Here is a 13,918-nt window from a genome sequence, read left to right as displayed (position 1 = left end):
AAGTCGGCGCTACGGCCGAAAACGAAAGATAGGTTAGGCTTACCAGACTTGTCGAGCAATGGTTGAAACCGTCAGGAGTTATTCGTCACCGTGACCGCTGTAGTCACCCGCCGGCCGCGGCGCGGAAAACCGCCCCTGGCCGCCGGATTGGCGGGCCTCACCGTGCTCGTGCTGTGCGCGGCGGCGGTGGGTATCGCGGTGGGGGCGCGGGCGCTGTCCCCGGACGCCGTCTACCACGCCCTCACCTGCCCCGGCGACTGGCCGCTGCACTGCCCGTCGCGCACCCCCGCCGACCGGATCGTGCGCGAATTGCGGTTGCCCCGAACCGGTCTCGCGATCGTCTGCGGTCTCGCCCTGGGTGTCGCGGGTGCGCTGATCCAGGGGTACACCCGCAACCCGCTCGCCGACGCGGGCCTGCTGGGCCTCAACTCCGGCGCGGCGTTCGCGGCGGTGCTCGGCATCCACCTGTTCGCGCTGACCCAGCCGCGGCAGTACATCTGGTTCGCCTTCGCGGGCGCGCTGGTGGCCGGGCTCGTGGTGTTCGCGGCCTCGGCGGCCGGCGGCTCGCTGGCGAGCCCGCTGAGCCTGGTGCTCGCCGGCGCCGCGGTCAGCGCGCTGTTACAGGCCCTGACGAACGCGGTGATCCTGCTCGACCAGACCGCGCTGGACACCTACCGGTTCTGGGTGGTCGGCTCGGTGGCCGGGCACGACGCCGGGGTGCTGCGGCAGGTGACGCCGTTCATCGCGCTCGGCGCGGTGCTGGCGGTGGCGGCCGCCCCCGGCCTGAACGCGCTCAACCTCGGCGACGACGTGGCCCGTGGACTGGGCGTGCACATCGCGCGCAATCGCACGCTGGGCCTGATCGCGGTGGTGCTGCTGTGCGGCGCGGCGACCGCGGCGGTGGGACCGATCGCCTTCCTCGGACTGGTCGTCCCGCATCTGGCCCGGATGATCACCGGACCGGATCACCGCTGGCTGCTGCCGTATTCGGGACTGCTCGGCGCGCTGGCGCTACTGCTGGCCGACATCGCCGGCCGGATCGTCGCCCGGCCCGGCGAGGTACAGGCCGCGGTCGTACTGGCGCTGGTCGGCGCACCCTGCTTCGTCGTCCTGGTGCGCCGCCGCCGGACGGTGAACCTGTGAGCGCCGCGCACCCGGGGCCGGGGCCGGGAGAGCATGGCAGCGAAGGCAATTCGGCAGTGGGTGCAACGATGACAGTGGATGCGGATCCGGCGAGGGTGCGCGCGGAGGCCGTGCCGCTCACGCGGGTCCGGCCCGCGATCCGGATCGGGCCGTTCTCGGCGGTGCGGCGAATCTCCGTGCTGCTCACGGTGATCGCGCTGGCGATCGCGGTGTTCGTACTGTTCGCGATCGATATCTCCGTGGGCGCCTTCCAGATTCCGCTGGGCCGGGTACTGGATGTGCTCGGCGGCGCGGGTACGCGCGCGCAGCGGTTCGTCATCCTGGAGTCGCGACTGCCGCGCGCGGTGACCGCGGTGATCGCGGGGGCCGGACTCGGGCTCGCGGGCGCGGTGAGTCAGTCCATCCTGCGCAATCCGCTGGCCAGTCCGGATGTGCTGGGTATCGGCACGGGTGCGAGTTTCGCGGCGGTGGCGGTGATCGGCAGCGGCACCGCGGGCACCGGGCTCGCCGCCACGACCGGGGTGCCGCTGGCCGCGCTGGGCGGCGGACTGCTCACGGCCGCCGTCATCTATCTGCTGGCGTGGCGTCGCGACGGCGCCGGATCCGCGGGAGTCTCCGGAATTCGCCTGGTACTCATCGGCATCGGCGTCAACACGATGTTGACCGCCGGGGTGAGCTGGCTGCTCACCCTGACCTCCCGGACCGACGCGGCCCGCGCGCAACTGTGGCTGACCGGATCGCTCGACGGCGCGGACTGGTCCCGGACCGTCCCGGCCGCGATCGGGCTCGCGGTGGTGCTGGCCGGCGCGGCCGCCTCGGCGCGCACGCTCGCGGCGCTGCGCTTCGGCGACGAGACCGTGCGGGCCCTCGGCGTCCGGGTGCAGACCGCGCAGGCCCTGCTGGTCGGCAGCGCCGTGATCGCCGCCGCGCTGGCCACCGCGGCGGTCGGGCCGCTGACCTTCGTCGGCCTGGCCGCACCCCAGATCGCCCGCCGGCTACTGCGCCTGCCCGGCGAACCGGTGCTCGGATCCGCGTTGTGCGGGGCGCTGATCGTGCTCGCCGCCGATATCGCCGCGCGCACGGTGGTACCGGTGGATCTGCCCGTCGGCATCGTCACCGCGGCCTGCGGCGCTCCCCTGCTGCTGTTCCTGCTCGTTCGCATCAATCGGAAGGCCGCGCGATCATGACCGACACCTCCCTGAGCGCAGCCACCTCCGCGACCACCGGCCCCGAGCGGGCGACCGGCGACGGCGCAGCGGCCCGGCTGGCGGCCGACGACATCACCGTCGGCTACGGCGGCCGGGTGGTGATCGACGGGCTCACCCTCGACATCGAACCCGGACTGGTCACCACGATCATCGGTCCCAACGGCTGCGGCAAGTCCACGCTGCTGCGCACGCTGGGCCGGCTGCTGCGCCCGAAGAGCGGACGGGTGCTGCTGGACGGGCGGGCGATCGCCACCCTGAGCACCAGGGAGGTGGCCCGGATCGTCGGCATGCTGCCGCAGACGCCGACCGCTCCGGAGGGGCTGACCGTCGCCGATCTGGTCGCGCGCGGGCGGCATCCGCATCAGTCCTGGTTGCGACAGTGGTCCTCCGACGACCGGGACGAGGTGGCCGACGCGCTGGCCCGGACCGGCGTCGCCGATCTGGCCGGCCGCACCCTCGACGAATTGTCCGGCGGTCAGCGGCAACGGGCCTGGATCTCGATGGCGCTGGCCCAGGGCACCGACATCCTGCTGCTCGACGAGCCGACCACCTACCTCGACCTCGCGCATTCGCTGGAGGTGCTGGACCTCGTCGATCATCTGCACGCCGATCTCGGCCGCACGGTGGTGATGGTGCTGCACGACCTCAACCTGGCCGCCCGCTACAGCGACCGGCTGATCGTCATGCGCGACGGGCGGATCGTCGCCCAGGGCGCACCGGGCGTGGTGATCGATGAGCAACTGCTGCTCGAGGTGTTCGGGCTGCGGGCCGAGGTGCACGTGGATCCGGTGTCCGGGCGGCCGCTGATCATCCCGATCGGCACCCGGCATGTGACCGGTACCATCGGCGGACCCGCTCCGCGTCCGGAAGAGCTATGAAAAATACCACACGGCTACCGACTGGTTACGACGGCCTGTAGTACGCATTTGCGTCGTTGCCTCCGTAAGCTTGTGGAATGGCAGGTCTTGGTGAACTCGAGAAAGCGGTCATGGACCAGTTGTGGTCGGCCGACGAACCGCAGACGGTCCGGCAGGTCCACGAGGCCCTCGCAGCGCGGCGCGAACTCGCGTACACCACGGTGATGACCGTGCTGCAGCGCCTGGCCAAGAAGAATCTGGTCGTGCAGCAGCGCGACGATCGCGCGCATCGGTACGCGCCGGTGCACACCCGCGACGAACTGGTCGCCAGCCTCATGGTCGACGCGTTGCAGCAGGCCGACGAGGTGGGCAGCCGCCGCGCGGCGCTCGTGCACTTCGTGGAACAGGTCGGCAAGGACGAGGCTGCCGCGCTGCGCGAGGCACTCGCTAAGCTCGAAGCTGCCGAGGACGCACGCAGCACGACCGACGACGAGGACACCGGAGTCGCCCCGCCGCAGTGACGTGTGCCCGCGAACTCGGCCGCCAGGAGCCCCCACAACGCAGTGAGCTGAGCATGAACGCAACCGCGCCGATCTTCGCCGGTCTCGCCTTGTTGCTCGCGGGACCGGTGCCTGCCCTCCTCGGTCGAGCGGCATGGCCGTACCGGACGCCGCGGGCGGCTTTGGTGTTGTGGCAGTCCGTCGCGCTCGCGGCGGTGCTGAGCGCCTTCGGTTCCGGTCTGGCGATCGCGAGCCTGCTGCTGGTCCCCGGCCCGAACGGCCGGCCCACCACCTCGCCGACCCGGGAGATCGCCGCGCTCGGCCTGCCGCTGTGGCTGATCTACGTCGTCGTGTTCGCATTGACCCTGCTGGTCGGGGCGCGGCTGATCTGGGCGGTGATCCGGGTCGCCGTGCACACCCGCCGTCGCCGGGCCCGGCATCGGATGCTGGTCGATCTGCTCGACCAGGGCAGCGCCGATCAGCATCGCGCCGCCGACATCCGGGTGCTGGCCGCCGCCGAGCCGATCGCCTACTGCCTGCCCGGCCTGCGCCGCCGCGTCGTGCTCAGCCAGGGCACCTTCACCAACCTGACCGAATCCGAGCTGACCGCGATCGTCAGCCACGAGCGCTCCCATCTGCGCGCCCGGCACGATCTGGTGCTGGAGGCGTTCACCGCCGCGCACGAGGCGTTCCCCCGGGTGGTCCGCAGTAAATCCGCGCTGGATTCGGTGAAACTGCTGATCGAGTTGCTGGCCGACGATACGGCGGTGAAGGCCACCGGCCCCACTCCCCTGGCCCGTGCGCTGGTCGCCTGCTCGAATTCCACCGCGCCGCAGGGTGCGCTGGCCGTCGGCGGCCCCACCACCCTGATCCGCATCCAGCGCCTGGCGGGCCCGCTCGGCGATCCGCGCATCGCCTCGGTGGCGTATCTGGCGGCCGCCGCGATCCTGGTCGTACCCACCCTCGCGGTGGCGATCCCGTGGCTGGTCGAGCTGAGCCGGTTGTTCCGTGCCTGAGGGCCCGGCCCGCTTCGCCGACCTCGGCCTGCCGCCGGTACTGGTGCAGGCCCTGCGGCGCGACGGCCTGGAGACCGCGTTCCCGATCCAGATCGCGGTGATCCCCGACATCCTGGCCGGTCACGACGTCCTCGGCCGGGCCGCGACCGGCTCCGGCAAGACCCTCGCGTTCGGCCTGCCGATGCTGGTCCGGCTGATCCGGGGCGCGTCGGCCCCGAAGAAACCCCGCGGCCTGATCCTCGCCCCCACCCGGGAACTGGCCCTGCAGATCGAGCGCGCCCTCGACGAACCCGCCCTCGCCCTCGGCCTGCGACTGGCCACGGCCGTCGGCGGCGTCCCGATCAAACGCCAGATCGACCGCCTGGCCCGCGGCGCGGACGTCCTCGTCGCCACCCCCGGCCGCCTCGCCGACCTGATCGCCCAGGGCGCGGTCCGCCTGGAGGCGATCCGCGTGGTCACCGTCGACGAGGCGGACCACATGGCCGAACTCGGCTTCCTCGACCAGGTCACCACCCTGCTGGACCACATCCCCGCCGACGCCCAGCACCTGCTCTTCTCCGCCACCCTCGACGCCGCCGTCGACACCCTGACCCACCGCTACCTCCGCACCCCGATCCACCACGCAATCCCCGCGCAACTCCCGTACCACCCGCCCACCGGCTCGAGTTCCGGTACCGGCCACAGCGAAACACCCGCGAGCGACGCGGCCACACCCTCGGGATCGAATTCCGGCACCGGCCAAGGCGAAACACCCGCGGACGACACCTCGGGCACCACCGCCACCATGCCTGCCGACCGGGACAACCCGCCCCTGCCGGGGACGCACGCGCTCCCGGCCGAGACCCCCGCTCCGACGGGCGGCACCGCAATTCCTGCTGCGGCACAAGCCGATTCGACCGGCGTCGACGACAACCCGGATCGCACCGATCCACCCACTGCTCGCGACGCCGGAACGGCGAAACCGATTGCGGGCGGCTCGAATCCGGCATCGGCCGCGCACTACCTGCTGCTCGTACGCCGAGCCGACAAGCGGGCCGTCACCGCCGAGATCGCGGCCCGGCCGGGACGCACACTGTTGTTCGCGCGCACCCAATTCGGCGTCGACAAGCTCGCCCGCCAACTGCGCGAGGTGGGCATCCCGGCGGTGACCCTGCACGGCGGCCGAACCCAGAACCAGCGCACCCGGGCACTGACCGCCTTCGCCGACGGCACCACCTCGGTCCTGATCGCCACCGACATCGCCGCGCGCGGGATCCACGTCGACGACATATCCCTTGTGCTGCACGTGGATCCGCCCCAGGACAGCAAGGACTACATCCACCGGGCCGGCCGCACGGCCCGCGCGGGCGCCACCGGCCTCGTCGCCACCCTCGTGACACCCGACGAACAGCCCTCCACCGCAACCCTGCTCGCGGATGCCGCCGTCACCTACGACGAATTACCCACGCGCCCAGGCGATTCCGCACTGGCGGCGCTGACCGGCGCCCGCCGCCCACCCGGCACACCGGTACCCGACCCCACCGCCCCCGAAACCACCGAACCCCGCCCACCGGCCGATCGCCCCCGCCGCCCCGGCGCCCGCACCTTCCCGGGCCGTCGCCGCTCCCGCCCCGGCCGCTGATCCGCCCGCGGCGCACGGCTCCCGGGTTCTGGACAGCCGGTTGCGGGACCGGGGCACGCCGCACGGCAAGTACGGGCGATTCGATTCCCGTTGCCCGATCCGCTCGGATTCGACGTGTCCGCAACGGGTTTGCCGATCCACGGACGGTGAGGTCGCGGAACCGGGCACTCCGGTCGGCATGACGGACTTCCTGACCGGACTGTCGCGGAACCCCGAGAAACGTCGGTGCGGACCGGTACCATCGCGGGGGTGCAATTCCTTCCAGGTCACACACCCCCGTACGACCTCACCTACGACGACATCTTCCTGGTGCCGAACCGGACGGATGTGGCGTCGCGCTTCGATGTCGACCTGTCGTCCGAGGACGGGACCGGTACGACGATCCCGATCGTGGTCGCCAACATGACCGCGGTGGCGGGGCGGCGGATGGCCGAGACGGTCGCGCGGCGCGGCGGCATCGTGGTGTTGCCGCAGGATCTGCCGATCAGTGCGGCGTCGGACACCATCTCGTACGTGAAGAGCCGGTCGCTGACGGCCGACACCCCGGTGGCGCTCGGACCGGACCATTCGGTGTCCGAGGCGCTGGCGCTGATCCACAAGCGGGCGCACGGCGCGGTCGTGGTGGTGGAGAACGGGCGGCCGGTCGGGGTGGTCACCGAGGCCGGCTGTGCGGATGTCGACCGGTTCGCACGGGTCGGCGCGGTCGCGGCCACCGATTTCGTCAGCGCGCCCGCGGACACGAGCCCGCGCGACATCTTCGAACTGCTGGAGTCGCGGCACGCCAAACTGGCGGTGCTGCACGCCGCGGACGGCACCCTGGCCGGCGTCATGACCCGGACCGGCGCGGTCCGCACGGGTATCTACCGTCCGGCCGTCGACGGGCACGGCCGGTTGCGCATCGCCGCGGCGGTCGGGATCAACGGCGATATCCCCGCGAAGGCGAAGTCGCTGGTCGACGCGGGCGCCGACGTGCTGGTCATCGATACCGCGCACGGACATCAGGCGAAGATGCTGGAGGCGCTGCGCTCGGTGGCCGATCTGCGGCTGGGTGTGCCGCTGGTGGCGGGCAATGTGGTGTCCGCGGCCGGCACCCGCGATCTGGTCGACGCCGGCGCCGACATCGTGAAGGTCGGGGTCGGGCCCGGCGCGATGTGCACCACCCGCATGATGACCGGCGTCGGCCGCCCGCAGTTCTCCGCGGTGGCCGAATGCGCGGCCGAGGCGGCGAAGCTGGGCGTGCACATCTGGGCCGACGGCGGTGTCCGGCATCCACGCGATGTGGCGCTCGCCCTCGCGGCGGGTGCGGCCAACGTGATGATCGGGTCCTGGTTCGCCGGCACCTACGAGTCGCCGGGCGACCTGCGCGCCGACCGCGACGGCAACAAGTACAAGGAGAGCTTCGGCATGGCGTCCAAGCGCGCCGTCGCGGCCCGCACCGCCACCGATTCCGGCTTCGACCGGGCCCGCAAGGCCCTGTTCGAGGAGGGCATCTCCTCCTCGCGGATGCGGCTGGATCCGGAGCGTCCGGGCGTCGAGGACCTCATCGATCACATCTGTTCGGGTGTGCGCAGCGCCTGCACCTACGCCGGCGCCCGCACGGTCGCCGAACTGCACGAGAAGGCGGTTCTGGGCGTGCAGTCGGCCGCCGGATTCGCCGAGGGACGCCCGCTGCCGTCGGGCTGGTGAGCCGGGGACCGGTGCGCGGCGGCCGAGAAGGTGTCGGCCGGTGCCGGTAACATGGGTGACGCCGGGCGCGGGGGTCGAGATCCTCCTCATCGCCCGGCACATCCGTGAACTCAGCTCGCGAAAGGAACCAGTTGTCACCCGCGTCCGAGGGCGCCACACAGGAGGGCTCCTCTACCGAGCCGGGTGACAAACCCGGCGCCCCCGTCACCGCATCGTTCTCGCCCCCGCCCCGGTGGTGCTGATCGTGTCGGTTCTGATCACCCTGCTCAGCCTGGTGGGTTTCGTCGCACTCACCCTGGGCACCGCGTTGTTCGTCACCGCGGAATTCTCACTGACCACCCTGGAACGCAGCACCGTCGAGGCACATGCCCGGGACGGTGACCGGCGGGCCCGTCGGGTCCGCCACGCGCATCGCACCCTCTCCTTCCAGCTGTCCGGCGCACAGCTCGGCATCACCATCACCACGCTGGTCACCGGCTATATCGCCGAACCCGTGCTGGCCGGGCTGTTCGAGCCGCTGTGCACCGCGCTGGGGCTGGGTTCCGGTGCAGCACACGGTATTTCGATCACACTGGCCCTCGTGCTGGCGACCTCGCTGTCGATGATCTACGGCGAACTGGTCCCGAAGAACATCGCCATCGCCTCACCGCTGGGCGCCGCCCGGTTCTCCGCCGGTCCGATGATCGCGTTCTCCACCACATTCTCCTGGCTGATCAAACTGCTCAACGGCGCCGCCAACTGGGCGGTCCGCCGGCTGGGCGTCGAACCCGCCGAGGAGTTGCGCTCGGCCCGCTCGGCGGAGGAACTCGGTTCGCTGGTGCGCACCTCCGCGCAGCGCGGCGTCCTCGATCAGCGCACCGCGCAGGTCGTGGACCGTTCGCTGGAATTCGGCGATCGCAGCGCGGAGGAACTGATGACCCCGCGGGTGAAGATCGAGTCGCTGGAACGCGACGGCACCATCACCGACCTCATCGCCGCCGCCGCCCGCACCGGCTACTCCCGGTTCCCGGTGGTCGACGGCGACCTGGACAACACCCTCGGCATCGTGCACATCAAACAGGCCTTCCGCTATCCGGTCTCGCAGCGCAACACCATCCGCCTGCAGAATCTGGCCCGCCCGGTGCCGATCGTGCCCGCCAGCCTCGACGGCGACGAGGTGCTCGAACGCGTGCGCGCCGACGGTATGCAGGTCGCCCTCGTGGTCGACGAGTACGGCGGCACCGCGGGCCTGGTGACGATGGAGGACATCATCGAGGAGATCCTCGGCGACGTCCGCGACGAGCACGACGAGGAGGAACTCGACGTCCGCCGGGCCGGCACCGGCTGGAACTGCTCGGGCCTGCTGCGCATCGACGAGGTGGCCCGCGCCACCGGCTACGACGCGCCCGAGGGCGAGTACGAGACCCTCGGCGGCCTGGTGCTGACCCGCCTCGGCCGCATCCCGGTGGTCGGCGACGAGGTCCTGCTGCCGCAACCCGGCGTCGAGCCGATGGAACCGCACACCGACGGCGGCTGGCTGGCCACCGTCGACCGGATGGACGGCCGCCGCATCGACCGGGTGCTGCTGTCCCCGATCGACGCCGTCGCGGTCGCGCTGTGGGAGCGCAGCCATGAATGACGTATTTCCCGTCCTGCTGACCCTGATCCTGGTCGGCGGCAACGCGCTGTTCGTCGGCGCCGAGTTCGCACTGATCTCGGCCCGCCGCGACCGGCTCGAATCGCTGGTCGCCCAGGGCAAACGCGGCGCCACCACGGTCATCCGCGCCGGTGAGCATCTGTCGATGATGCTGGCCGCGGCGCAGCTCGGCGTCACGATCTGCTCGCTGCTGCTGGGCCGGATCGGCGAGCCGGCCGCGGGGCGGCTGCTGCATCCGGTGTTCGACCTCGTGCGCGTGCCCGACCAGGTGCAGCATCCGATCTCGTTCGCCGTGGCGCTGGTCCTCGTGGTGGTCCTGCACATGCTGCTGGGCGAGATGATCCCGAAGAACATCGCCCTGGCCGGTCCGGAACGGGTCGCGTTGCTGCTGGTCCCGGTGCTGCTGGGGTGGCTGCGGGTCGCCCGCCCGCTGATCACGCTCTACAACCTGGCCGCGAACCTGTCGCTGCGGGCGCTGCGGATCGAACCGAAGGACGAGCTGGACGCGACCGTGTCGTCGGTGGAGCTGGCCGAGATGATCGGCGAGTCCCGCTCCGAGGGCCTGCTCGACGAGGAGGCGCACCGCCGCCTCACCCAGGCGCTGGGCACCACGGACCGGATCGTCGCCGATGTGATGGTGTCGCTGGCCAAGGCCCGGTCGGTACCGCTGCGCGGCGACGGCACCACCCTCGGCGATATCGAATCCGCCGTCGCCGAGACCGGTTACTCCCGCTACCCGGTCCGCGCCGACGACGGGTCACTGGTCGGATATCTGCACGTCAAGGACGTGCTGGACAAGGTCGCCGACGATACCGCGGGTCCGGGCACGCCGATCCCGCGCTCCGATATCCGGCCGCTGCCGACGGTCGGCACCGGCACCGCGCTGTACGAGGCGCTGGCCCGGTTGCGCCGCACCAACAGCCACCTCGGCCGCGTGGTCGACACCCGCGGGAACACCGTCGGCATCGTCGCCCTCGAGGATCTGGTGGAGGAATTCGTCGGCACCGTCCGCGACGCCACCCATCGGATCGCGGAATGAGCGGCGACCCGCGGGTGCTGCCCGAGCCCGAGTGGCGGGCCCGGGCGGCCACGCACCGGTTGCGGGTCGACGCGCTGATCGGCGCGTATCTCGACCGGCGCGCGGCCGGCACGAAACATCCGGTGATCGACTTCCTGTTCACCTACTACGGCCACAAATCGGCACAGCTGCGGCGCTGGCATCCCGGCTACGGCGTCGCCCTGGCCAACGCCGCCGAGTTCGCGAGCGCCCGCGGCTACCACGAGGGGCCGGACGGCGGGTCCCGGACCGCCGATCCGGCGTTCCTGCTGGCCCGCCGCGACACCGTCGCCTTCGTCGCGGATCTGTTGCGCGCCACCGCGTCCCGGCCCGCGCAGCTGTCCTGTTTCGGCCTGCACGAGTGGGCGATGGTGTACCGCACCGACGAGGTCCGCCACCGGCAACTGCCACTGCGCCTGGGCCCTCACGGCACCGACGCGGTCGTGGACTCGATGCCGTTGCGCTGCACGCATTTCGACGCCTACCGGTTCTTCACCCCGGCCGCCGCGCCGCGCAACGCCGAGCCGCTGACCCGCGAAGATCAGGTCCACCGCGAGCAGCCGGGCTGCCTGCACGCGACCATGGATCTGTACAAGTGGGGTTTCAAGCTGGTCCCGCTGATCGATTCCGACCTGCTGCTGGACTGCTTCGAACTGGCTTGCGCCGCACGCGATCTCGACATGCGCGCCAGTCCGTACGATCTGTCCGGACTCGGCTACGCCCCCGTCCCGGTCGAGACGCCGGCGGGCCGGGCGGAGTACGTGCGCGAACAGTCCCGCCTGGCCGATCGCGCCGCTCCACTGCGCGCGCGGCTGCTCGACGCGACGGCGGATCTGCTCGCCGAGGCCCGGACGCACACCGGGGAATGAACCGCCCGCGCGCGGGAATGCATATGGTCACAGGCCCTGCCGACCGGCACCTACCGCCGGGTAACATGACAGGCGTACTAAATCCATCCGGCTTTCTCGAAATGAGGCAGTAGATGACAGAGCGGATCCAGGTCGGCGGGCTTCAGGTGGCCAGCGTTCTCCACGACTTCGTCGAGAACCACGCGCTCCCCGGCACCGGCGTAGATTCCGCCGCGTTCTGGGCCGGTGCCGAGGCGATCATCACCGAACTCGCCCCGCGCAACCGCGCACTGCTCGCCGAGCGCGACGCGATCCAGGGCAAGCTGGACGCCTGGCACGCCGAGAACCCGGGTACCGGCTACGACAAGGCCGCGTACAAGAAATTCCTGGTCGAGATCGGCTACCTGACCGAGGAGCCGGCCGACTTCGCCATCGGCACGCAGAACGTCGACGACGAGATCGCCACCACCGCCGGCCCGCAGCTGGTGGTGCCGGTGATGAACGCGCGGTTCGCGATCAACGCCGCCAACGCCCGCTGGGGCTCGCTGTACGACGCGCTGTACGGCACCGACGCCATCCCGGAGACCGGCGGCGCCGAGAAGGGCTCCGGCTACAACCGGGTCCGCGGCGACCGGGTCATCGAATGGGCCCGCAACTTCCTCGACGACGCCGTGCCGCTGATCACCGGCTCGCACATCGGCTCGCGGGCGTACACGATCGTCGACGGTGAACTCGAGGTCACCCTCGAGGACGGCACCGATATCGGCCTGGCCGACGCGTCCGCACTGGTCGGCTACCTGGGCGACCCGGCCTCGCCGCGTTCCGTGCTGCTGCGGCACAACGGCCTGCACATCGAGATCGAGATCGATCCGACCTCGCCGATCGGCGCGACCGACACCGCCGGCGTCAAGGATGTCGTGCTGGAGTCCGCGGTCACCACGATCATGGATTTCGAGGATTCGGTCGCCGCGGTCGACGCCGAGGACAAGGTGCTCGGCTACCACAACTGGCTGGGCCTGATGAAGGGCGACCTGGCCGAGGAGGTCAGCAAGGGCGGCAAGACCTTCACCCGGACCATGAATCCGGACCGGGTCTACACCGCGCTCGACGGCTCCGAGCTGGCGCTGCACGGCCGGTCGCTGCTGTTCGTCCGCAACGTGGGCCACCTCATGACCTCCGACGCGATCCTGGATCCCGAGGGCAACGAGATCCCCGAGGGCATCCTCGACGGCCTGCTCACCTCGCTGATCGCGGTGCACTCGCTGCGCGGCGCGGCCCGGGTCAGCAACTCCCGCACCGGCAGCGTGTACATCGTGAAGCCGAAGATGCACGGCCCGCGGGAGGTCGCGTTCGCGAACGACCTGTTCGACCGGATCGAGGAGGTGCTCGGCGTGCCGCGCAACACCCTCAAGGTCGGCATCATGGACGAGGAGCGCCGCACCACGGTCAACCTGAAGGCGTGTATCGCCGCCGCGCGCGACCGCGTGGTGTTCATCAACACCGGCTTCCTGGACCGTACCGGCGACGAGATCCACACCTCCATGGCGGCCGGGCCGATGGTCCGCAAGGCCGATATGAAGAAGCAGCAGTGGATCACCTCCTACGAGGACTGGAACGTCGACACGGGCCTGGCGACCGGCCTGCCGCACAAGGCGCAGATCGGTAAGGGCATGTGGGCCATGCCCGATCTGATGGCCGACATGCTGCAGCAGAAGATCGGCCACCCGCGCGCCGGCGCCACCACCGCGTGGGTGCCGTCGCCGACCGCCGCCACCCTGCACGCCACCCACTACCACCTGGTGGACGTGTTCGCGCGGCAGGCCGAGATCGCCCGCGGCGGCGCGCGCGCCACCGTCGATCAGATCCTGGAGATCCCGCTGGCGGCGGACCCGACCTGGTCCGCCGAGGAGATCCGCTCCGAGCTGGACAACAATTCGCAGTCCATCCTGGGCTACGTGGTGCGCTGGATCGACCAGGGCGTCGGCTGCTCCAAGGTGCCCGACATCCACGATGTCGCGTTGATGGAAGACCGTGCGACACTGCGCATCTCGAGCCAGCTGATGGCGAACTGGCTGCGCCACGACATCGTCACCGCCGACGAGGTGGTGACGAGCCTGGAGCGGATGGCCCCGGTGGTCGACCGGCAGAACGCCGGCGACCCGCAGTACCGGCCGATGGCCCCGGATTTCGCCGGCAGCGTCGCGTTCCAGGCCGCGAAGGAACTGATCCTGGAGGGCGGCACCCAGCCCAACGGCTACACCGAGCCGATCCTGCACCGTCGCCGCCGCGAGGCGAAGGCGCTGGCCGCCAAGAACTGACACCCGCACCACCGAAGCGATGAGCCCC

The 13,918-nt window shown here is 71.1% G+C and carries 11 protein-coding genes; all 11 read left to right on the top strand.

All coding sequences use genetic code 11. The features are described from left to right. Nucleotides 1-90 precede the first annotated feature (90 nt). The 11 genes from G361_RS0103970 to G361_RS0103920 all read left to right on the top strand — a co-directional run bounded on the left by G361_RS0103970 (nucleotide 91) and on the right by G361_RS0103920 (nucleotide 13,890). Nucleotides 91-1,143 (top strand): iron ABC transporter permease, encoded by a 1,053-nt coding sequence (locus tag G361_RS0103970; RefSeq protein ID WP_019925755.1) that lies wholly within the window; start codon nucleotides 91-93, stop codon nucleotides 1,141-1,143. 68 nt (nucleotides 1,144-1,211) lie between these two features. Beyond that, nucleotides 1,212-2,330 carry an iron chelate uptake ABC transporter family permease subunit gene (locus G361_RS0103965; RefSeq protein WP_036494069.1) on the top strand — a complete coding sequence of 373 codons (1,119 nt, stop codon included), beginning with the start codon at nucleotides 1,212-1,214 and terminating at the stop codon, nucleotides 2,328-2,330. Then, a complete protein-coding gene (locus G361_RS0103960; RefSeq protein WP_019925753.1) occupies nucleotides 2,327-3,229 on the top strand; it encodes an ABC transporter ATP-binding protein in 903 nt (300 codons plus the stop codon). Before G361_RS0103965 ends, G361_RS0103960 begins: the two co-directional genes overlap by 4 nt. Before the next feature lie 77 nt (nucleotides 3,230-3,306). Next, nucleotides 3,307-3,729 (top strand): BlaI/MecI/CopY family transcriptional regulator, encoded by a 423-nt coding sequence (locus G361_RS0103955; RefSeq protein ID WP_026342662.1) that lies wholly within the window; start codon nucleotides 3,307-3,309, stop codon nucleotides 3,727-3,729. A gap of 53 nt (nucleotides 3,730-3,782) precedes the next feature. Then, complete coding sequence (locus G361_RS0103950) at nucleotides 3,783-4,724, top strand: M56 family metallopeptidase (protein ID WP_026342661.1); 942 nt, start codon at nucleotides 3,783-3,785, stop codon at nucleotides 4,722-4,724. Next, complete coding sequence (locus tag G361_RS50700) at nucleotides 4,717-6,345, top strand: DEAD/DEAH box helicase (protein WP_019925750.1); 1,629 nt, start codon at nucleotides 4,717-4,719, stop codon at nucleotides 6,343-6,345. Before G361_RS0103950 ends, G361_RS50700 begins: the two co-directional genes overlap by 8 nt. 249 nt (nucleotides 6,346-6,594) lie before the next feature. Next, nucleotides 6,595-8,031 carry a GuaB1 family IMP dehydrogenase-related protein gene (locus G361_RS0103940; RefSeq protein WP_026342660.1) on the top strand — a complete coding sequence of 479 codons (1,437 nt, stop codon included), beginning with the start codon at nucleotides 6,595-6,597 and terminating at the stop codon, nucleotides 8,029-8,031. A gap of 244 nt (nucleotides 8,032-8,275) precedes the next feature. Next, nucleotides 8,276-9,649, top strand: coding sequence for a hemolysin family protein (locus G361_RS0103935; protein ID WP_026342659.1), 1,374 nt, complete (start codon nucleotides 8,276-8,278; stop codon nucleotides 9,647-9,649). Continuing rightward, nucleotides 9,642-10,706 (top strand): hemolysin family protein, encoded by a 1,065-nt coding sequence (locus G361_RS0103930; protein ID WP_019925747.1) that lies wholly within the window; start codon nucleotides 9,642-9,644, stop codon nucleotides 10,704-10,706. The genes G361_RS0103935 and G361_RS0103930 overlap by 8 nt, the downstream gene beginning before the upstream one ends. Continuing rightward, nucleotides 10,703-11,593: a hypothetical protein gene (locus G361_RS0103925; RefSeq protein ID WP_019925746.1), complete on the top strand. Its 891-nt coding sequence runs from the start codon at nucleotides 10,703-10,705 to the stop codon at nucleotides 11,591-11,593. Before G361_RS0103930 ends, G361_RS0103925 begins: the two co-directional genes overlap by 4 nt. A 113-nt stretch (nucleotides 11,594-11,706) precedes the next feature. Then, entirely contained in the window at nucleotides 11,707-13,890 is a 2,184-nt protein-coding gene (locus G361_RS0103920) for a malate synthase G (RefSeq protein ID WP_019925745.1), read from the top strand. Nucleotides 13,891-13,918 lie beyond the last annotated feature (28 nt).

Source organism: Nocardia sp. BMG111209, from assembly GCF_000381925.1.
Taxonomy (GTDB): Bacteria; Actinomycetota; Actinomycetes; order Mycobacteriales; family Mycobacteriaceae; genus Nocardia.
The sequence above is the reverse complement of the archived record's forward strand: the minus strand, read 5'-3'. Positions and strand labels throughout refer to the sequence as shown.